Origin of the sequence: Amycolatopsis sp. WAC 01416 (genome assembly GCF_003947485.1) — a bacterium.
Taxonomy (GTDB): Bacteria; Actinomycetota; Actinomycetes; order Mycobacteriales; family Pseudonocardiaceae; genus Amycolatopsis.
Genome location: NZ_QHHX01000005.1, coordinates 597,029 through 615,675 on the forward strand (window position 1 = coordinate 597,029; position 18,647 = coordinate 615,675).

Consider the following 18,647-nt stretch of genomic DNA (forward strand, 5'->3'; position numbering starts at 1 on the left):
CACTTCCTTTCCTGGAGTATCAGGAGATGCGGGAGAAGCCCGCCCACTCCTTGATCGCGAACTTCGACCCGTCGCGTTCGACCTCCGCGGCACCCTGGCCTGCGAAGTGCGCGGGGAAGACGAGTGCGTTGGTCTCGGCGGCGTGGCCGAGCAGCTTGTGCCGGGTGGCCCGGGACTCGGCCGGGTCCTCGCAGAAGCAGGAATTGGTCTCCGGCTCCACGATCTGCAGCGCGGTGTGCACCAGGTCCCCGACGAACAGGGCCCGGTCGCCGCCGGACTCCAGTGCGAGCACGGACGAGCCGGGGGTGTGCCCGGGAGCGAGATCGAGCCGCAGGTTCTTGTCGATCCGGTACGACCCCTCCCACAGGTGCGTCAGCCCCGCCTCGTGGACCGGCGTGACGCTGTCCTCGAAGACGTTCTGGTTGCCGGGGCCGAGCACCGTCTCGTGCTCGTTGGCCGGGTCCCAGAACTCGAAGTCCCGCCGCGTCATCAGGTACGTCGCGTTCGGGAAGGTCGGCACCCAGGTGCGGCCGTCGAGCCGGGTGTTCCAGCCGACGTGGTCGATGTGCAGGTGCGTGTTGACCACGATGTCGACGTCCTCGGGCCGCACCCCGGCGGCCGCGAGGTTGTCGAGGTAACCGGTGTCCCTGCGGCTCCACACCTGCGCGTAGGGCCGGTCCTTGTGGTTGCCGACGCCGGTGTCGACGAGGATCGTGCGCCCTTCGCTGCGCAGCAGCCAGGACTGGATCGCCGAGTGGCACTCACCGGTCTCCGGATTCCAGAAATCGGGCGCCAGCCAGCCGCGATGCTCGTCCCACGAGCCGTCGGGGCTGTCCGGGAAGAACTGGCCGGGACTCAGCTCGACCGAGCCGTAGAACTCCTTGACGCGGGTGACGGTGACGTCGCCCAGGGTGATCTGATCCATGTGGTCCTTCCTCGGTTCGGTGACTGAGACCGAGCCTGGACACGGGGGCGCGCACGAACCAGTCCCGCGTTGTCCTACCCCTCACAGGGGGTGGCTGGGATCGGGCCGTGCGCCGGATACTGAGGGTATGGACGGACCAGGCCCACTCGGCGACTTCTTGCAGGCCAGACGTGCGCTGCTGCGACCGGAAGACGTCGGTCTGCGCGACCTCGGGCCACGCAGGCGGGTGGCCGGGCTCCGGCGCGAGGAACTGGCCCAGCTGGCGGGCGTCAGCGTCTCGTACTACACGAGGTTGGAGCAGGGGCTGTCCCGCGGAGCCTCGGCCGAGGTGCTCGACGCGATCGCCCGCGCCCTGCTGCTCGACGACCACGAACGCGAGCATCTCAACCGGCTCGCCGGTGCCGCCCGCCGCACTCCCCGCCCGCGCCGCCCCCGCCCCGAGAAGCTCGCCGACGAGACGCGGGACCTCCTGCGCGCCGTGGACGGCGTCCCGGCGCTGGTGCTCGGCCGGCGCACGGACGTACTGGCGTGGAACACCCTCGGGCACGCCCTGCTGGCCGGGCACCTGGACTTCCACAGCCCGGACAACCCGGCGGAGCGGCCGAACATGAGCCGGATCCTGTTCCTGGACCCGCACTGCCGGGAGCTGTACACGGACTGGAAGCGCAAGGCCCGCGCGGTGGTCGGCAACCTGCGGAGCACCGTCGGCAGGCATCCGCAGGACCCACTGCTCGCGGAGCTGATCGGCGAACTGACGATGAAGAGCCCGGAGTTCGTCGCACTCTGGGGCGACCACCGCGTGGCACCCTGCGACGCCGCGTCCTACGACCTGCACCATCCTGTCGTCGGCGCGGTGACCATCACGCAGCAGACCCTGTCGATCGCCCGCTCGCCGGAACAGATGCTGATCGTCTGCACGACCCCCGCCGGATCCCCCTCCGAGGAGGCTCTCGCACTGCTACGACAGACGAGCGAACGTCGGTGGTCTTATGTGGACAGTCCGCTGAGCGCGAAGGGTTCGCGCCCGAAGGCGGGTTCTCTTGAGGGGTAAGGCGAAGGGGGCAGGTTGCGAAAGCCACTTTCGCAACCTTCAACGTTGCGAAAGTGGCTTTCGCAACGTCGGCCAGTGGATCCCCGCAACCTGCCACGCAGGCAGGCGAGCCGCTGCACATGGACGTCACGTTTGCGGAATGGTGTGGCCGTCCTGCGGCAACGTGTGCCCTCGGCAGGAACGGGGCTGACCAGGGGCTTTTCAGCGGCACATTGGTGGTCGAGGCGAGCTTCGAGCTCAGGCGGGGCTCGGCATGAGCGCCAGTTCGCAGACGGTTGCTCGGTTTGTCACGGTCACGACGGCGACGGCCAACGCCATCACGGCCGCGGCGATGCGGGGAACATCGGGTTTACCCCTTTCAGCGTAGGGCGTTCTCGACCAGCGCGACGGTCGCGCGGGGGTCGTCGACCTGGACGACCATGCGGGCGTAGCGCTCGTCGGCGAGTTCGAGCACGACGGCCTTCGACGGATCCCTGACGTCCCAGAAGACCTTCTCGCCGTCGAGGTGGAACGTGCCCGCCGTGATCACGCCGGGCAAGTGGGCACCTGGCGCCCGGATCCCCTTGGGGTCGGCCGCGATGCCGGGGTCCGCGGTCGCGCCGCGGACGTTGACCAGCGGGATGGTCACGCTGCTCTTGAAGGCCCAGAGCTTGTTGAGCCCCTCCATCACGACGACGAGGTTCTCACCGTCGATGCGTACCACTGCCATAGCGGTTTTCCTTTCAGTCAAGTGGATCGAGGCGTTGGGTCAGCGCGGCGCCGACACCGTCGGGGTCGCCGCGCAGGCGAATGCCCAGCGCGGCGGCCGTGATGGCGGCGGCCAGGGCGGTGGAGATGCCGAGCGCGTCGGCGATCGCCTGGTCGACAGAGGCCAGCGCCGCGACTACCTCGTCGGCCACCTCCTCGTCGGCCGGCGCCCGTTCGACCGCCGCGAGCAGCAACAGACCGAGGTCGGCCGACGTGACCAGCCGCAGCGCGGCCGCGGCATCCGTCGCCGTGGCGAGCGCGTCGGCCAAGGGGCGGACGTCGTCGGCGACGTGGCGGCGCAGGGCGACCAGGTAGAGGCCGCGCTTGCTGCCGAACGTCTTGTACAGGCTGTTGCGGTGCACGCCGAGGTGGGTGACGAGGTCGTCGACGGACACCCCGTCGTACGCGCGGCCACCGAACAACCCCACGGCGGCGCGCACCACCTCGTCCTCGTCGAACGCCCTTCGTCTGCCCATGCCACGACCGTAGACCTTTGAGGAACGATCAGTCAAGAACGATCGTTCCTCAAAGGTCAGGCGCAATGGTGGCGTGGACGACGACTTTCAGACCTACGTGTCCCAGACCGAGTACACCCGCTACAGGGAACCGCAACGTCTTCATCTCGGTGGTTCGAGCAGCACCGCCACCAACGGGAAGCGCGCGTGGCTGTCCTTCTACTACGACATCAACGCCCGTCAGTCCGACCGCACCATTGTCGACGCCGAAGTGCTGCAGCCGATGCAGACCGATACCCGCTACAGCTACAACCCCGCGGGCAACATCACCTCGATCTCCAGCGCCTCGCCGAAGCCTGGGCACCCGCCAACCTGTATCGAATGGCTTGACGCGCGAGATCGACATCGAGCTTGGTGCACATTTATGTGCAAGTCAGGGGTGGCTTGGCCAAGAAGCCGACTGGGCAGATGGCCAAAGCAAAGGAAAGTACTGGTAAAATGACGGTTGGCTTCGCGCCGGAATTTCTGATGCAGTCTGGAAGAACGTCGCACGCAAGGAATGCCCATTTTTGGAACGGCAGACGATGTGATCGCATACGTGAAGGAGTTCGGATGATGGGTGGTTCTATCGTCTCTCTGGACGGTGACTTTTTCCGACATGTGGAAAGTGTGCTCGTCGAGATGGGTGCGGCAACCGCGTCTGGTGGGCCAGGTGAATCAGTAGTCCAGCTGACAGACGAGAGCGGGCGTCTCTTTACGGTGTTTGAAGGAGTTCCGGCCGGCGCGGAGTGGGAGGTGACTGATGGTCCTTTTGAGGCTGCAGACGACGATGTCCGCGTACCTGACATGACGAAAGTTTTCTCATGCTCGTTTGAGTGCAGATGGGTTGATTTGGTTGTTCGCCTACTCGACGCTGTGGCGCAGGGTGCTGATTCTCCCATGTGGGTAGTTGATGGTAACGGCGTCGTATGGGATCCGAAGCGCGTAGATTCACAGAAAATAGTATTGTGATGGCGCACTGGACATTGTGGTGACCTTCGCCGAGGCAGGCTGACCGTGCAGGTCGCCGTGGTGGTGCTCTCGGGGTGATGATGGAGGTCATCGTCGGGTTGTATCTGGACCCATCCGGCGATGCGGTGGTCGGGGTTGCGAGTTGGATTGTCGAGTAGTGTTTCCTGGATGATTTTCGTAAATCTCGGCGTGAATTTAATTCACTCACACCGATTGTCACTTGGTCAAAATTTAATATTTGCTGTTTAAAAACGCTTGACGATGGGTTTAGTTTGAAACGCATGCGCAGACTTTGGCTGATGTCAGTGTTGTTGTCCTGCTCATGCTCGATCGAATCAGGGAGTGTGGTGACGAATCCGGTCGGTTCGGTGCCGGCCCCCGCTTCAAGCTGGGCTCCGGCGGAGTCGCCGCGGGTGGTTTCCGCGGCTTGTGCGTTTCTTGGTGCCGATGAGCTTCAAAGGGCACTGGAGTCGAAGGCCGCTTACCGGTCAGTCGAGGAGAAGCCGGTTGAGGGGCAGCGGAGCATTGCCTACGGTTGCGAGTTCAGTCGTGTTGATGACGGGTCCGGCGTCGGCAGCTTGATGGTGACCGCCATCAAGGGCGAGGCGGCGCCGGAGAGTGCGCTCGCCGTTGCCGAACAGAACTGTCTGGGTGAGGGGCAGGCCCAGCCGCTGGCGGGCGCCGGGGATACGGCGATGTGGTGCCGGAACGAGGACCTCGACACGCTGGTCGTGACCGTGAAGCGGAGCCACGGCGAAGTCCGGATCGCTCACTTGACGCTCGCGGGTAGTCCGATGGCTGCCAATATTCCCGGATATGCCTCGCTGGCGCGGCTTCTCGGCGGCAGGCTGTAGCGCCCGAAGCGCAGGTGAGCCATCCAGTCTCCGATCGGACCCGAACACGGCATGGCACCCAATTGCGCGTGGGCAAAGCCGCGGGACTCGCTCGGACCCCGGCGGGAAGACGCGTCCCGGGGAAGTGCAGGACGGGAGCGGGGTAGGTGAAGGTGCTGACGTGGCGGGCAGGGCGGTTGGGTGATGCCCGCGTCCGAGGTGGTAAGAGAAGTCAACGTAGTCGTCAGAGGGCACGCATGTAGCCAGGTGCTGTTTGTGAGTGAGCGCCCGCACTGGGTTGTCACTGTCGCAGTTCTGGACCTGCTCGATCACCGGCATGGACGCATTGGTGAATGCGTGGTCAAGATGTGTGCCCTCGGCAGGATTCGAACCTGCGACACCTGCCTCCGGAGGGCTGAACCGCGTGCACCTCGCACGAGTGCCCCGACCTGCACATATGTCTAGTTCGGGCTGCTGGTCAACGCCGGTTTGGGGACGCATTGGGAACAGGCGGCATCCTGGCGGTCAACTGGAACGTGGTTTCAGTGCGTCCGACAGAACCCATTGCTGGTGCCACGCGGCGCCCTCCCCGGGCGTCCCGAGAGGGAACGTGACCCATCCAACCCAATGCCCTGTGACCGTTGCCGCCCACGTGCTCAGCGTTCCAGGGACGGTCCCGGTCAGGTCGAGCCCGTCAGGGAGCGTTCCCCGCGGGGCGCCGATCGGGAAGACGACGCGCAGGTCGACCCATACCGGCTTGGGTTGCTCGACCACGTGCACGTACGGGACATCGCCAGCTGACCTTGCCGAGTCGGACATGTGTTCGATTATGCATCCCGCGATCCTCAAGTCGCCCCGTCTACGGCGAGCTGGCAGGTGGTGGTGGGACCCTCTACGGAGCGTGACCAATCTGGGTGGCAGCGGGACTCAAGGGAGCATGTACACGCGGGGAGCCCTAGGAAACCCGGGAAGACAAACCCGCAAACCCGCAAACCCGCAAAATGCTCCCTGAGCTGGAAATATAAGCTGCGGGTTTAGTCCTTGTATGGGAAACGCAAACCCGCAAACCCGCAAATCTACCACTGTAGAAATAACGGGCTTTTCGCAGCTCAACAGGCACATTTGGTGCCTTGCGGTCCGGTGGAGGGCCGCGTTGGTCCATGTGGCGCTGATCCCCAAACCCGCCGCTCCGCCACCTGCCAGCATGGTCGGCTCCACTACGAAACGTCACCCTGACGAACCGTCTGGACCGGCGCCTGTGGCCTGTCGATTCGCGCGAACGGAAGGATACGATCGCACCATGCCCGAAGAGGAGCTGACGCAGCGCGTTGCCCGCCTTGAACGTCAGGTAGCCGAGCTGACCGAGCGCTCGACCGATGCGGCAGCAGCACGCGTGCTCGCGGCCGGCGCAGACCGCGACGTCTCAGAGGTTCGCGCCGAACTGCGCGCCCACACCGGCACGCTGAACGCACTCCGTCAGGACCAGGTTGACCTCCGCGAAGAGATGCGCGAAGGCTTCGCGGCAGTGAACCGCTCGCTCCAACAGATCATCGGCCTGCTTGGCGGACCGCCGTCAGAGACAGAAACATCAGGCTGAGCTTGTCCGTGGGGAGTTGAAGGCCGCCAGCGGGATCCACTGGCGGCCTTCGGTGTCTCCGGAGGACTGAGTCGGCCAGCCGTGCAACTGGTGGCTAGACCCGCTCCTTCGGCCAGCTTGGCCGTCTATATACCCGTAGCCTATGTGCGTGACCGATTGGGAGCACGACGCATGACTCATGCCAATACGCGCCTTACGCCGGACACTGCCAAGTCGGCTCTACTGGAAGCCTGCGCGGCGACCGGATTAAGTGCAGAAAGCGCGAAGCTTGTCCGCATGGGCGAAAACGCCTTGTATTACTTGCCGGGCAAGATTATGGCCCGAATAGGTCGATCTTTGGATGCGAGCAGGAAGGAGGTTCGCATCGCAAACTGGTTGACTGAAGCAGACTTTCCAGCAGCGCGGCTAGCTGCGCGGATTGCTCAGCCAGTCCGAGCGGCTGCCTTCCATGTCACGTTCTGGGAATTCATTAGTGAAACCCCGCCGGTGCCGACATCTCAGGATCTTGGGAAAGTTTTGCGGGACTTGCATGCGCTCGCGCCTTCTTCGAGTCTGGACCTGCCGAAATTCAGGCCACTGCCAAAGGTTTCGGATCGCCTTAGAGGACTACCGTCGGGCCTGGTTAGCACTACTGACATTGACTTTCTGTGGGATCGTTGTGCGCTACTTGAAGGCGAGTTTGACAGGCTGACGTTCGAGCTTCCCTATGGTCCCATTCATGGTGATGCGCATAACGGCAACCTTATGCGAGACGAAGACGGAGCTGTCCGCCTAATCGACTTTGAAGACTTCGCCCTCGGGCCGCGAGAGTGGGACGTCTCGGTGGCGGCCACTCGGTTTGACGCGTTCGGATGGATGACACGAAGTGAGTACGACGCCTATGTTGACGCGTACGGATTTGATCCATTGGCATGGCCTGGTTACCCGACCCTGCGGGCAATCCGCGAACTCAATATGACCACTTGGCTTATGCAGCAGATAGGTCAGTCGTCGAGAATTGACCGGGAGATTCATAGGCGGCTTGCCGACCTACGCAACGATCAGTTTCCCCGATCCTGGAGCGTTTTTTGACGGAAGCTTGCTTTCGGAGTAGTCGCTAAAGCTTCGTACAACGCTCTCGTTGCCGTGCAACTGCAGGCGGTCTCGAAAGTTGTCAAGGTATGATATTACGCGGAAGGATTTCAATTCGGCTGCAGTGTCGACCACGCCTTCCGCAATTCGAAGGGCTTCCTCTAGCTCACCTGCTTGCAAATGACCAGTAGCAAGCACTGTACGACAGAAGCTCAGGCTTCGTACGTACACATTTTCCGATGCGGCGATTGAGGCAGCAGCGTGTTCTACTGCCCGGCCGGCGTCTCCGAGGTCGCGGAAGCAGTGAGCGAATTCGGCATGCAGTTCGGCCCTGTCGAAGTAGCGGATCCAGTCGGGATCGTTGTCCGGGTCACTTCGGTCCAGCCATTGTTCGGCCGCGGTGAGCGCGGCGACCGTTTCGGCGGCATTTCCCTGTGAAGCCAGCGCGCGGGCTTCCATGGCGTGAAACAGTGCCATCGTGGTCGCTGTTGCGTGGCCCTTCGCGCCATGGGCTGCCGCGCGTGCAAGGTAGACGGCGCGGTCGAAGTAGCCGAGGAAGTTGGCTTGGTGGCTCATGCCCGCCAGAATTCGGCCGCATAGCGGCTTGTCTTGCGCTGCCCTGGCCAATCGGAAGCCGAGGTAGAGGTACCGCTGTGCGAGTGCGTGCTGGCCGATGTCGTAGGCGGTCCAGCCAGCCAGTCGGGTGAGGGCGGCAACGGCCCGGAAGTACTCGACTCCAAGCGCTGTGTGCGGTGAAACATGCGGTATGAGCGGAAGGACGTCGGTTTCAAGGAAACGCGCGACCAGCGGCTTCGGCCGGCCACCCCCGTAGCGGTAGTCGAAGTTTGCGAACATCGCTGTGGCATCCACAACCACGGCGACATCAACCTCGCTGATTGGGCGAGGTTCAACCGGTTGTGACGGCTCGCAATCGCTCCCGTAAGTCCACCTCGTCAGCAGGCCGTCCCAAGCTTCAGGGACGACCTGCAATGTTTCCGACGATTCCCGGCCGAGTTCGTAGTTGGCAAGCTGCATCAGCGATACGGCCGCTGCACTGATCGTCTCGGGGTAATCCAGAGTGGAGTCCGCCAGCTCGGATGCCGTGTCTCCGTAGCCAATGTCCGCCACTCCGACAGGGCGCCCAAGCTTCTGGCTCAGGACCCTGGCCATGATGTGGCAACTGCGGTCACTTGGGCGTTTGGTCTCGCCGCTCAGCCATTTCGCGACGTTGGTGTGGCTTGGCGCGATCGGTTCGCCTGCGTCACGTGTGCTCAGCTCGCGCATGCGCACGGCGAGACCCTTGTTGCTGAGGCCCGCCTTGCTCATAAGCGCAGCTAGATGGCGGTTTGGATGCTTCTCCCGAACGGTCACTTGCCCTCCCGTCACCAGTAAAACACAGCTCGTAGTGATCAAGGGGGCACACGCGTGATCCAACGTGTGCCCCCTCCGTGCGCCATGTGCCCTTACATGCGCACTGATGTGCCTGGGGGTCTGTCCGCGAAGCTGATCTCAGCACGGCAGAGCGGCCTCAAATGGGTCGCCCAGACCCACAACGGAGATGAACCAATGGCTAAGAACTCTTTTCCTGACTTCAAGACCAGCGTCGGAATCCTCAAGAAGCTGGCGATTGCCCTGGTCGTGATCGCAGTCATCGTGATGGTGCTCAAGTCGCCCGGAGAGGCGGCGGGCGTCGTCAACGACGCTCGCGATAGCGGCGAAGGTGTGGTCGACAGCCTGATCACCTTCTTTCGAGGTCTTCGGAACGGCTGATCAAGGCAGTCGGCGTTCCAGCGATTCGAGGCGCTGCGCAAGTTCGTCGACACGTTCTGCCAGCGCCACCAGCGGGTCAGTCGGCTGACTTGGATTTTCGCCGTTCATGGCGAGGTGTTCAAGGTGATCGGCCGGCCACTGTAGCGCCGTTGAGATCGCGGCCAAGGTCCGTGAGCTGCGACGCCGAGCGATGCGGGCGTTTTGCATCTCGCGAAGGGTTGCGGTGCTGACTCCAGAGCTGGCGGCTAGCTCTACTTGAGTCATCCCTAGCTGCTCCAAACGAGTGGTTATAGCTCGTCCCACGAGATCCCAATTACGGGTCACAACTACCTCTCAATCATCGCCTGTACCAGCGCAAATACTAGCGCCAGGTTGGGCGGACGTCATCTCCTGGCGCAGCGGCAAGCGGCCAAGAACGCTTGCAAAGCGCCAATGCGCGCGCTTAAGTTGGCGATACATCAGCGACCGGAGCGACGGAAGCGACAGAAACGAAAGGAACTTTCCCGATGAGGACTGCACGACCGACCCGCCGCCAGATTGAAGCGGCCGCCGAAGACCTGGATTTCGACGCACTGTCGGTGAGCCCGGCAGGGGTGGCGGATCTGCTGGCGGACCCGGGTTACGAGGTGTCCGGCCTGCCGGAGTTCGACTTCGAGACGCGGACGCTGGCGGAGTTCGAGGCGGCGATTACCCCGGTCGACGAGACGGCTTCGGTGGTCGAGCTGTCGTCTTGGCCGGTCGGTGGGGTGTCGGGTGCTGGCAAGACGTCGACTCGCTTGCTCGCGCAGCTCCACGGCTTCGGCGAGGTGGCGTGATGGGTGCCCGGTTGTTCGTCCCGGCCGTGTTCGCCGAGCTGTTCGCGTCGATGCCGCCGAAGACGGCGCCGGCCGCGCGGTGCCGGGAGTGGCTGGAGGCCACGGTGACCGCGCTCCGCGCTGAGATTCCCGGCCCGCACGGTGTGCAGGCCTGGCGGCTGATCCCGCTGCTGGTTTCCGTCCAGCGCACGAGTTTCTGAGCTGACTTTTCGCTCCTTTTCTGACTATTTCCCGCATTTCTCGCATTGTTGTGGAGGTACCGCCATGCCTGGATACGCCGACCCGGCCACCGCGATCACCACCCGGTTCCGCGACCTGGCCGCCCTGCTGACCCGCAACGCCACGGTGCTGGAGGCCTCCGGGCTGCCGGACGAGGTCGTGGCGCTGCGCTCGACGGTCTACCGCGACGTCGCCGCGCAGCTCGGGGTGCTGGTCGAGGTCGAGGCGGAGCAGGCCGCGGGCAACCCGCTGGTGGTGCCACTGCACGCCGAGGATGTCGAGACCGTGGTGGTGCGCCGGTTCACGCAGCTGGCCGACCAGCTGACCGCCAACGCCCGCGTGCTGGTCAAGGGCACGTCCGAGCCGGTGATGCGCCGCCGCGCCCAGGTCTACCGCGACGTCGCCTCGCAGGTCCGGATGCTGGCCCGGCACGAGGCCGACGAGGCCACGGCCCGTCGGACGCGGGCCCAGCGCCCGGTGTCGACGGTGCTCGCGGTGGTGCCGAACCAGGTCGCGCGGCAGGCCGCCGCCCGCGCACCCCGGGTCCGGGCCGCGTTCCTGGAGGTCCTGGTGGACGCGATCGCGAAGCGGCGCCGTCAGGGCTGGTCGGTTGCTCGGCTCACGCTGTGGCTGCGCACCACGCTGCGCGATCCCCAGACCGACCACGTGCACCCGTGTGCCCGCAAGGAGTTCGTGCGCTACGTGCTCGCCCTGCTGGCCGGGGCCACCGTGCCCGCGACGGCCGGACGGGCGGTGGCGTGATGCGACTCCGCCTCCACTTCAACGAACCACTCCGGGCCGCGACCCGTGCCTACCGCGACGCTGACCGCCGATCCGCGCAGATCGCTGGGGACTTCCTGCCGATGGCTCGCACCGGGTGCGACCGGATCGCGGCGCTGAACTGGCTGGCAGGCGAGGAGCACTACCTGGCTGAGCTGGTCCCGCTCGGCTCGCGGCTGCTGGACGACACCGCGGTCGCCGACCGGATCCAAGGGCACCTGTGGGCCGCTGACCTGGCCGGGATGATCGCCACCGCCGAACACGCCGCCGACCACGGCCAGGGCTACCGGTTCGGTGGGTACGGGCTGGAGGCCGACAACTGGACGGTCTACCTGCTCGGCACCTACGCCACCGCCAGGAACCTGGCCGGCCGGGCCGCCGTCCTGGACTCCCTGGCCACACACCTTCACCGGCGCGGCTACAGCGACCGCGTCATCGGCGCCGCCGCCGCGATCGCCGACGCCTTCCGGCGCACCAGTCGCTGAACCCCATCCCTGCCAGCTCTTTCCCTTGAACAACAACCTAGGAGGACATCGTGCGACCGGTTTTCGACAGCAACCACAAGGCCGTCCGAGAAGGAATCTCCAAAACCAAGATGGCGCCAGACCAGGTGGTGATGGCGATGAACAGCATCACGGACTCCTACGACGCCGGACTCTGTCCCGCCGACATCGCCAAGAGCCGCAAGGGCTTCCTTGGTTCACGAAACCCCAGTGCTCAGCCCGCGTTCGTGTCCTGGGTCTTGCGGCAAGCGGGCCGTTGCTGACACCGCCGTTCCCTGCCGGAGCCTGATCCGGCCCTGCAACACAGCGATCCGCACTGTCCACTATGGAAGGAGTCAGGTCATGGCGAAGATGAGGTACTGGGCCGCGGCGCTGGCCGGTCGGGTCGCGACCCGTCTGGACCGCCGCGCACCGGTGTTCTATGCCGCCGACGTGGTGCTGTTCGCCCACCGCGACGGTGTGCCGCACGTGCTGCTGATCGAACGCGGGAAGAACCCGCACCAGGGCAAGGCCGCGTTCCCGGGCGGGCATGTGGACGCCGGTGAGACCGCGCTGGCGGCCGCGAAACGGGAAGCCGTCGAGGAAACCGGGCTCGACCTCGACCGGACCTCGCTCCGGTTGGTCGGTGTCTACGACACCCCGGGCCGGGACCCGCGCGGCCGCTATGTCGGTGTCGCCTACACCGCGGTGCTGCCGACGATGCCCGCCCCGGTCGCCGCCGACGACGCGGCCGCCGCGTCGTGGATCCCGCTCGTGGTCGCCGTCCGGATGGCGCGTGCTGGCGGGTTCGCGTTCGACCACGCCGAGATCCTCGCCGACGCCGTACGAGCAACCGGCGTCGGCCGCTAACCCCTGCATCCCAACGAAAGGACACATCCTGTGAAGAACTTCGCGTCGATTGGCCTCCTGGGAGTGGGAGAGGTGACCTGAGGTGCGTGCATCGACAGTTCGCGGGCTCGCGTTGTTCGGGGCGTTGCAGGCGACGTTCGCCGATATCCATCCACTGTGTGACCAGTGGTTGCAATCGAGCGCCGACGCGCTCGGCAAGGGTGAGCCGGGGCGTGAGGGCGCGAGGCACTGCGCCAGGCACGTCGCCAGCTACACCGCCGGGCAGGTTGGGGCCGCTGCTGCGGTTACCCGGGTTCTGGGGTTCCGGACGCCGCTGCGTGCGGTGCTGGCCGGGGCGGTGATCAATGGCGTGACGCATTATGTGATCGACCGCCGCGAGCCGTTGAGGAAGCTGGCGCGGCTGGCCGGAAAGCAGGGCTACGTCGAGCGCGCCACGGTGCAGCGCCGTGAGGGAGTGGTCGACGGCTGTGGCCCGGGAACGGCGTTGATGGAGCTGGACCAGGCCGCGCACCGGGCCATCGGCGTGGTCGCCTCGCTGGTGACTACCTGGATCGCCCTGCGCTACCAGAAACAGAACTGACGGGATCTCTCGATATCGACCGTCTCTGACCCTGCACGGCTGATCACACCGAACGTTGTCGCACCACCTCTGGGACGCGGTTCATCCCGCCACGAACGCGCCGCGTCCCGGGAGAAGCACCACCCCATCAACCCAACATGATCACAGGAGGACGTCATGAGCTTTTTCAGTGCTGTCAAGGCCACCGCGAAGGCGGTCGACAAGACCGCTGAGTTCGTCGGCAAGAACCGGTCGCAGGTCGTCGCGCACACCGGGAACGGGCTTCCCGAGAGCCACTGCGGTGGGTGCGGTAAGCGCGCGAAGCGGCAGTTCAACGGCTACGGCCACTGCGGAAAGTGGGCGTGCCAGCAGAAGATCACCGCGAAGGTCTACGGCTGACCTCGTTACGCCGCACCACAGTCCTGCCAATCGTCCATTGTGGAAGGAAGTCGTCATGCCCGCGTACAGCCCGCTGGTCATGGAAGCGTCGGAGAAGCTGGGGCATCGCCCGGTGCTGGTCGACCCGGTGATCACGGTCATCGTCGGTCACCACCGTGAGGGCGACTCGGTGAAGACGATCTCCGACTGGCTCAAGTGGCACATCGGCGGCGACAACCCCGCCGCGCAGATGGAGTTCGTCTCCTGGGTCCTGCGCAGGAGCGGCCGGAACACCAAGTAGCACGAGCCCTTGCCCTGTACGCCACACAGGGCCGCATGGAGCGAATCACTCTGACGAAAGGAACTGCGCACATGGCCGACGACTACGCGGGGCTGCGGCCCGGCTGGACCATCAGGCACAACGGCCGGAAGTACACGGTGCACCAGGCCCCGGTGCGACTCGGAAACGGTCTCGTGTCGATCGAGGTGCGCGACCAGGCGGCCGACAAGATCCGCACCATCCGGGCCGCCGCGAAGGACGCGCCGCGCGTCATCACGTACTAGCAGGCCCCGGCCCGGTGGTTCATCCCGCCAAGAACGCGCCACCGGGCCGGGCCTTCCCACCAACCCACGCCGCCCAGCAGGGCGGCCATCAACAGGAAGGGTTTCCCATGCTACCGATCGCGATGGTCCCTACCCGGGCTGAGGTGATGGCGATGGACCTGGAACACGTCCAGGCCACCACCCGCGCGAACCTGGCGTTCGACATCGACGACCCGTGGGCGGTCACGCTGACCGTCCGGACCGGCTGCGACAACTGGCTGCCGTGGGTGTTCGCCCGGTCCCTGCTCACCGAAGCGATGACGGCCGGCGGGTCGACGCTCGACCGGGTCGGCGACGGCGACGTCCAGATCACCGCGCACGGCTCGCACGTGCTGCTGGAGCTGGATTCCCCGTCCGGGCACGCGATCCTGCGCCTGCCCCGCGCTGACGTCGACCGGCTGCTGGACGAGGCCGAACAGCTCGTGCCGGAGGGCGACGAAGTCCTCGACTGGGACAGCGAGATCACGTTGCTGGTGGGTGAGGGCGCATGACCCGCACGATCGGCGACATGTCCGGCATCGTCCAGCCCGGGGACACGATCAACGTCGTCATGGTCAGCCCGGACGGCACCCCGACCGGCATCAGCCACACCACCACCGTCGACCACCTGGGCCGCTACACCGGCCGCCAGGACGTCGAACGCGGCCGCGCGAAGGTCGCCACCATCAACCGCCCGCCCCGTCGTCGCCGCTGACCGATATCCCTCTCGTGGAAGGGGAACGCGATGGAAACCTGTCTCGCCTGCTACCGCGCCGGTGAGGGCAACACCGTCCACTGTGGAGGCTGCCCGTGCTGCGCGAAGTGACATCCGAACGACTGACCGACACGGCCACGGACGGCGGGAGCGGCCAGAACCTGGTCGTGGTCGACGACCCGGCCGGGCTGGTGCTGGCGATCGACGCTGATTGCCCGGCGTGCGGCGGACCGGAACGCACGTTCACCGCGGCCACTGGCCTCTACGGCTGCACCCGCTGCACACACGTGTCGCCCGAACGCGACCACTGACCCGCGCGGCCCGGCTCATGCCGCCCCGCCATCTCTCACTGTCCAAGGAGGACAACTCATGCGCACCCTGACCCACGACGGTCGTGGACTTGCCCGGCTGGTCCTGAACTGCGACGCGATCGGCACGGTCGATATCGAGGTCGGCGACTACGCCACGGCGTCGGTCATGCTCGAACCGCTCGCGCCCATCGACACGGTCGCCGCGCGGCTGATCGCGGGCGCCACCGCGGTCACCGCTGGCGATGAGCTGCGGGTCACCGTTCCCGGTGATCCCGGCGGCAACACCACGGTCGTGCAGAACGCGCGCGGCACCCACGTGCGGATGACCGCCAGGACCGTGACCGGCTCGATGACCGGCGTCACGATCACCGGCAACGGCAACGGCAACGTCGTCGTCGGCGGCAACATCGTCAACGGCGGGGCCGTCTACGGCAATGTCGTCAGCGGCGGCGGGATCCAGGTCACGGTCCGACTTCCGCGCACCTGCGCCGCGGTGAGCGTCGACACCTCCAGCGCCGACGTGGCCGTCTTCGGGGTACCGCGCACCGTCGCGGCGCGCACCCTCTCTGGCGACGTGTCCATCGGCACGGCGACCGAAACCGCGCACGTGAACACCACGTCCGGCGACGTCGTCATCGCCAGCACCCCGGACGCCACGGTCCACACCGTCTCCGGCGACGTCAGCGTGATCAGCCTGGCCGCCAGGGCCTTCCTGGGCACGGTCTCGGGAGACATCCGGGTCCACGCCGTGGGCGACGCGTCGGTGCACGCGGAATCGGTGTCCGGGGACATCCGGCTCGCCGCCGACTCCGATGCCACGGTGCGCTCGAACCTGCGCAGCCTGTCCGGCCGGGTCATCGACCGCACGAACGGACGGTGAACCCGGCCATGACCGACTACCAGCGGCCGCAGCCGACGGCGGCACCACCGGCCCCATGACCGACCCGACCTCCGAGGAGTGCTGACCACGATGGCGAACCTCAACGACACGGCCAAGGAAACGCTGGCCGCCGCCGGGATCACCCCGACCGAGTGGGCACAGCGCCACTTCGGCACGGACGAGTGGCACGGCGACGCGTGCGGTTGCACCGATGACCGCTGCATCGGGTTCCACCACTACACCGAAACCGACTGCGGATGCCTGCCGGTAATTCTGGAGTGGCCGTCATGACCCCGGGCGATACGCGACCGTCCACACCGGACGCGCTGGCGCTGAACCCGACGGTGGCGCTGCTGCGGATGCTGCTGGAGCGCAACGGAACCTGGGCGCTGTGCAAGGTGTTCGGGGCGTTCGCGTTGTTCCTGGCGTTGCACCTGGTCCGGGTTCCGCTGGTGCTGCTGGTGCGGATCCTGGCCGGGGTGATCGGTGAGCTGGACGGCTACACCACCCGCCAGATCACCACCCCGCCACGCGGGCCGATCAACCACTACTACGACCCCGCCACCACCACGGCGGCGGGGAGCTGGGAGCACACGCGTGTACGGACGTGACACCAACTTCGGCTACTTGTCCTATGCGGCGTATGTGGCGGCGTGGCGTGCGGCGGCCACCGGGAACGCGGGCTACGCGATCCGCCGCAACATCATCGTCGCGATGGCTCTGCTGGGGCTCGACCTGCTGGTGCTGGACGGGTTCTGGCTGGCGTGGCCGGTCCGCGCGGTCGTGGTGTTCCTGGGCTGGAACACCTGGCGGTGGCTGCGTTTCCGGTCTGGTGTCTTGCGGGGCCGAATCTACCCGGATCGGCACTCCCGCAACTTCTACGGCGGGCCGGATGAGCGAGGGGGGTGGCGTCATGGCTGAGGGCAAGCCGCGGTGCACGAGGCAGGAGACGGCGGTGGCGTGGGCGTCCACGCACGCCGGGGAGCTGGCCGGAGTGGCCGTGCCGCTGGCCGCCGGTGCGGTCGTGTCGCCGTGGGTGTGCCTGCTCTCGGTCGGGGTGGCCGGGGTGTGGGCGCGGCACGAGATCCTGCTGGCCCGCCGGGCTCGCGCCGCCCGGCACCGCGCCGTCGCTGGCGGCCGGGTGCCCGAGCTGCCTGGCATGGCGCACGACGGTGATTCGCCCGGTGAGGCCGGGCAGGACGAGACCGCGCCCGGGACCGGGCGACCGCATCGACGGGAGGTGTCCCGATGAGCTACTTCAGCGACCGGGCCGAACAGGCCCGTGAGGACAAGCGGGTCAAGGCGGAGCTGGCGCGCAAGGAGAAGGAGCAGGGGTTCGACCAGCGGCTGGCGCTGACCCGGCTGCAGCTGGAGGAAACCCGCAAGGACAAGGCCGACACCCGCGCCGACCGCAAGGAGAAGCGGCAGGCGCGGGTCACCGCGGTCAAGGGCCTGTGGTCCTGGTGCGCGGCGCACGTGGTGGACCTGCTGATCTACCCGCTGATGCTGGTCTCGGCGGCACTGACCATCCCGGGTGTCGCGCACTGGGGCGGCGAACACCTCGGGAGCGAGGTCGGGCTCCTGCTGCCCCTGCTCAGCGAGTGGGGGATGGTCGCGTTCTCCGTCGCGGTCCACGTGCAGCGCGTGCGGCACCCGGACCGGCCGGTGTGGGCGTTGCAGCTCGGGGTGCTGGTGTTCTCCGGATACGGGCTGGTGATCTCCGTGATCCGGGGCATCACCATGCCGGGCGGGAACCTCGGGATCGGTGTGGTGATGGGGCTGGTGTCGGTCGCCGGGGTGATCGCGCACCAGATCGTCACCGCCGCGCCGCGCCGGTCGACGGCGGAGAAGGCGTTGCGCCGCACGGCGAAGGAGACCGCGCGGCAGGAGAAGGCGGCGGCGCGTACCGTCCGGGCCGAACGGGACCGGGTCGAGGCCGCACGGCGGGCGGCGATCCGGTCCGCGGTGGCGGAGATCGGCCCGGACGGCGCGGCGCGGCTGGTGTTCCAGCCCGGACTGTTCCAGCTGGGCCGTCGTGGCCGGCTGGCCCCGGCGACGGTGTCGAACCTGCCGGTGTCCACGGCCGGGGACGGTGAGCTGTCGGTGGCCGACGAGGCCGCCGCCTACCTTGCCGGGGCGCACTTCCGCCGCCTGGAGTCCGGGGCGTCCGAGGCGACCCCGGACGGCGAGAGGGGGAGGGACGCCGCCGGGGTCGCCACCCTCGACCCTAAGCCCGAACCCCGTCCGCGCGCCGACGATCACACCGGAGATGACCCGGCCGGGGACGACGGTCCGAAGCGGCCGTCGGCGGCCCGCCGGACCGGTGGTCGCCGGTCGGCGCGGGCGACGATCCCGGAGCCGAAGAAGCGCACCCCGGAGCAGTTGAAGACCGAGTTCGCGAAGGCGCTCGACGACCGCCCGGCCGGGTTCGACCCGCTGAACGCCGAGTCCATCCGCCGCACCCTCAAGTGCGGCAAGAAACAGGCCACCGACCTCAAGGCCGACTACGTCGCCCGCAACGGCGGTGACGCCTAACCACCCTCCCGCACAGACACCGGGCAGGGCCGACCTCCACCTGTCCCGGTGCGGGGTTCGA

General features: G+C 66.6%; 31 protein-coding genes and 1 tRNA gene. 26 read left to right on the forward strand and 6 right to left on the reverse strand.

The window, feature by feature from the left end:
• Positions 1 to 19: 19 nt before the first annotated feature.
• Positions 20 to 925, reverse strand: a complete 906-nt coding sequence (locus DL990_RS20000; protein ID WP_125799539.1) for an MBL fold metallo-hydrolase — start codon at positions 923 to 925, stop codon at positions 20 to 22.
• A gap of 127 nt (positions 926 to 1,052) precedes the next feature.
• Here DL990_RS20000 and DL990_RS20005 point away from each other — a divergent pair, with 127 nt between their 5' ends.
• Positions 1,053 to 1,976 carry a helix-turn-helix transcriptional regulator gene (locus DL990_RS20005; protein WP_125799540.1) on the forward strand — a complete coding sequence of 308 codons (924 nt, stop codon included), beginning with the start codon at positions 1,053 to 1,055 and terminating at the stop codon, positions 1,974 to 1,976.
• A 358-nt stretch (positions 1,977 to 2,334) separates the two neighbouring features.
• Here the strand turns inward: DL990_RS20005 and DL990_RS20015 are convergent, their stop codons facing one another.
• Both DL990_RS20015 and DL990_RS20020 read right to left on the reverse strand, forming a co-directional pair.
• Entirely contained in the window at positions 2,335 to 2,685 is a 351-nt protein-coding gene (locus DL990_RS20015; RefSeq protein WP_125785161.1) for a hypothetical protein, read from the reverse strand.
• A gap of 13 nt (positions 2,686 to 2,698) precedes the next feature.
• Complete coding sequence (locus DL990_RS20020) at positions 2,699 to 3,199, reverse strand: TetR/AcrR family transcriptional regulator (protein WP_199746481.1); 501 nt, start codon at positions 3,197 to 3,199, stop codon at positions 2,699 to 2,701.
• 73 nt (positions 3,200 to 3,272) lie between these two features.
• Between DL990_RS20020 and DL990_RS20025 the strand changes: the two genes are divergently transcribed.
• From DL990_RS20025 to DL990_RS20035, 3 genes are all read left to right on the forward strand, one after another.
• Complete coding sequence (locus DL990_RS20025; protein WP_125799543.1) at positions 3,273 to 3,680, forward strand: hypothetical protein; 408 nt, start codon at positions 3,273 to 3,275, stop codon at positions 3,678 to 3,680.
• Complete coding sequence (locus DL990_RS20030; protein WP_125799544.1) at positions 3,647 to 4,189, forward strand: hypothetical protein; 543 nt, start codon at positions 3,647 to 3,649, stop codon at positions 4,187 to 4,189. The genes DL990_RS20025 and DL990_RS20030 overlap by 34 nt, the downstream gene beginning before the upstream one ends.
• 299 nt (positions 4,190 to 4,488) lie before the next feature.
• Complete coding sequence (locus DL990_RS20035) at positions 4,489 to 5,043, forward strand: hypothetical protein (RefSeq protein ID WP_125799545.1); 555 nt, start codon at positions 4,489 to 4,491, stop codon at positions 5,041 to 5,043.
• Between the two features lie 350 nt (positions 5,044 to 5,393).
• Here DL990_RS20035 and DL990_RS41285 read toward each other — a convergent pair.
• A tRNA-Ser gene (locus DL990_RS41285) sits at positions 5,394 to 5,465 on the reverse strand.
• An 857-nt stretch (positions 5,466 to 6,322) separates the two neighbouring features.
• Here DL990_RS41285 and DL990_RS20045 point away from each other — a divergent pair.
• Complete coding sequence (locus DL990_RS20045) at positions 6,323 to 6,619, forward strand: hypothetical protein (protein ID WP_125799547.1); 297 nt, start codon at positions 6,323 to 6,325, stop codon at positions 6,617 to 6,619.
• 171 nt (positions 6,620 to 6,790) lie between these two features.
• A complete protein-coding gene (locus DL990_RS20050; RefSeq protein ID WP_125799548.1) occupies positions 6,791 to 7,690 on the forward strand; it encodes a phosphotransferase enzyme family protein in 900 nt (299 codons plus the stop codon).
• On the opposite strand, the gene DL990_RS20055 is transcribed toward DL990_RS20050, so the two are convergent.
• Positions 7,649 to 9,061 (reverse strand): hypothetical protein, encoded by a 1,413-nt coding sequence (locus tag DL990_RS20055; protein WP_233620519.1) that lies wholly within the window; start codon positions 9,059 to 9,061, stop codon positions 7,649 to 7,651. The two genes, DL990_RS20050 and DL990_RS20055, sit on opposite strands and share 42 nt — an antisense overlap.
• 96 nt (positions 9,062 to 9,157) lie before the next feature.
• Between DL990_RS20055 and DL990_RS20060 the strand changes: the two genes are divergently transcribed.
• Complete coding sequence (locus DL990_RS20060; RefSeq protein WP_125799549.1) at positions 9,158 to 9,460, forward strand: hypothetical protein; 303 nt, start codon at positions 9,158 to 9,160, stop codon at positions 9,458 to 9,460.
• On the opposite strand, the gene DL990_RS20065 is transcribed toward DL990_RS20060, so the two are convergent.
• A complete protein-coding gene (locus tag DL990_RS20065) occupies positions 9,461 to 9,667 on the reverse strand; it encodes a hypothetical protein (RefSeq protein ID WP_370451356.1) in 207 nt (68 codons plus the stop codon).
• Between the two features lie 299 nt (positions 9,668 to 9,966).
• On the opposite strand from DL990_RS20065, the gene DL990_RS20070 reads away from it, so the two are divergent.
• The 19 genes from DL990_RS20070 to DL990_RS20160 all read left to right on the forward strand — a co-directional run bounded on the left by DL990_RS20070 (position 9,967) and on the right by DL990_RS20160 (position 18,586).
• Positions 9,967 to 10,275 (forward strand): hypothetical protein, encoded by a 309-nt coding sequence (locus DL990_RS20070; protein WP_125799551.1) that lies wholly within the window; start codon positions 9,967 to 9,969, stop codon positions 10,273 to 10,275.
• Positions 10,275 to 10,475 carry a hypothetical protein gene (locus DL990_RS20075; RefSeq protein ID WP_125799552.1) on the forward strand — a complete coding sequence of 67 codons (201 nt, stop codon included), beginning with the start codon at positions 10,275 to 10,277 and terminating at the stop codon, positions 10,473 to 10,475. The genes DL990_RS20070 and DL990_RS20075 overlap by 1 nt, the downstream gene beginning before the upstream one ends.
• 64 nt (positions 10,476 to 10,539) lie before the next feature.
• The gene (locus tag DL990_RS20080) at positions 10,540 to 11,256 is read left to right on the forward strand and encodes a hypothetical protein (protein WP_125799553.1); all 717 of its coding nucleotides are present in this window, start codon (positions 10,540 to 10,542) and stop codon (positions 11,254 to 11,256) included.
• Entirely contained in the window at positions 11,256 to 11,759 is a 504-nt protein-coding gene (locus DL990_RS20085; RefSeq protein WP_125799554.1) for a hypothetical protein, read from the forward strand. Before DL990_RS20080 ends, DL990_RS20085 begins: the two co-directional genes overlap by 1 nt.
• Positions 11,760 to 11,809: 50 nt before the next feature.
• The gene (locus tag DL990_RS20090) at positions 11,810 to 12,040 is read left to right on the forward strand and encodes a hypothetical protein (RefSeq protein WP_125799555.1); all 231 of its coding nucleotides are present in this window, start codon (positions 11,810 to 11,812) and stop codon (positions 12,038 to 12,040) included.
• A 79-nt stretch (positions 12,041 to 12,119) separates the two neighbouring features.
• Positions 12,120 to 12,626 carry an NUDIX hydrolase gene (locus DL990_RS20095; RefSeq protein WP_233620520.1) on the forward strand — a complete coding sequence of 169 codons (507 nt, stop codon included), beginning with the start codon at positions 12,120 to 12,122 and terminating at the stop codon, positions 12,624 to 12,626.
• Positions 12,627 to 12,708: 82 nt separating this feature from the next.
• Positions 12,709 to 13,206, forward strand: a complete 498-nt coding sequence (locus DL990_RS20100) for a hypothetical protein (RefSeq protein ID WP_125799556.1) — start codon at positions 12,709 to 12,711, stop codon at positions 13,204 to 13,206.
• A 156-nt stretch (positions 13,207 to 13,362) separates the two neighbouring features.
• Positions 13,363 to 13,584, forward strand: coding sequence for a hypothetical protein (locus DL990_RS20105; RefSeq protein WP_125799557.1), 222 nt, complete (start codon positions 13,363 to 13,365; stop codon positions 13,582 to 13,584).
• Between the two features lie 55 nt (positions 13,585 to 13,639).
• Positions 13,640 to 13,864, forward strand: a complete 225-nt coding sequence (locus DL990_RS20110) for a hypothetical protein (RefSeq protein WP_125799558.1) — start codon at positions 13,640 to 13,642, stop codon at positions 13,862 to 13,864.
• A 71-nt stretch (positions 13,865 to 13,935) separates the two neighbouring features.
• On the forward strand, positions 13,936 to 14,127 hold the full coding sequence (locus tag DL990_RS20115) for a hypothetical protein (protein ID WP_125799559.1): 192 nt from the start codon (positions 13,936 to 13,938) through the stop codon (positions 14,125 to 14,127).
• A gap of 152 nt (positions 14,128 to 14,279) precedes the next feature.
• Positions 14,280 to 14,657 carry an SsgA family sporulation/cell division regulator gene (locus DL990_RS20120; protein WP_199746483.1) on the forward strand — a complete coding sequence of 126 codons (378 nt, stop codon included), beginning with the start codon at positions 14,280 to 14,282 and terminating at the stop codon, positions 14,655 to 14,657.
• A complete protein-coding gene (locus DL990_RS20125) occupies positions 14,654 to 14,860 on the forward strand; it encodes a hypothetical protein (RefSeq protein WP_125799561.1) in 207 nt (68 codons plus the stop codon). Before DL990_RS20120 ends, DL990_RS20125 begins: the two co-directional genes overlap by 4 nt.
• A 95-nt stretch (positions 14,861 to 14,955) precedes the next feature.
• Positions 14,956 to 15,171, forward strand: coding sequence for a hypothetical protein (locus DL990_RS20130; protein WP_125799562.1), 216 nt, complete (start codon positions 14,956 to 14,958; stop codon positions 15,169 to 15,171).
• A gap of 58 nt (positions 15,172 to 15,229) precedes the next feature.
• Positions 15,230 to 16,051, forward strand: a complete 822-nt coding sequence (locus DL990_RS20135) for a DUF4097 family beta strand repeat-containing protein (protein WP_125799563.1) — start codon at positions 15,230 to 15,232, stop codon at positions 16,049 to 16,051.
• 90 nt (positions 16,052 to 16,141) lie between these two features.
• Positions 16,142 to 16,342, forward strand: a complete 201-nt coding sequence (locus tag DL990_RS20140) for a hypothetical protein (RefSeq protein ID WP_125799564.1) — start codon at positions 16,142 to 16,144, stop codon at positions 16,340 to 16,342.
• Positions 16,339 to 16,662 (forward strand): hypothetical protein, encoded by a 324-nt coding sequence (locus DL990_RS20145; RefSeq protein ID WP_233620521.1) that lies wholly within the window; start codon positions 16,339 to 16,341, stop codon positions 16,660 to 16,662. Before DL990_RS20140 ends, DL990_RS20145 begins: the two co-directional genes overlap by 4 nt.
• Positions 16,649 to 16,972, forward strand: coding sequence for a hypothetical protein (locus DL990_RS20150; RefSeq protein ID WP_125799565.1), 324 nt, complete (start codon positions 16,649 to 16,651; stop codon positions 16,970 to 16,972). The genes DL990_RS20145 and DL990_RS20150 overlap by 14 nt, the downstream gene beginning before the upstream one ends.
• Positions 16,965 to 17,303: a hypothetical protein gene (locus DL990_RS42310; RefSeq protein ID WP_199746485.1), complete on the forward strand. Its 339-nt coding sequence runs from the start codon at positions 16,965 to 16,967 to the stop codon at positions 17,301 to 17,303. The genes DL990_RS20150 and DL990_RS42310 overlap by 8 nt, the downstream gene beginning before the upstream one ends.
• The gene (locus tag DL990_RS20160) at positions 17,300 to 18,586 is read left to right on the forward strand and encodes a sulfite exporter TauE/SafE family protein (protein ID WP_125799566.1); all 1,287 of its coding nucleotides are present in this window, start codon (positions 17,300 to 17,302) and stop codon (positions 18,584 to 18,586) included. Before DL990_RS42310 ends, DL990_RS20160 begins: the two co-directional genes overlap by 4 nt.
• The last annotated feature ends 61 nt before the right edge of the window (positions 18,587 to 18,647 follow it).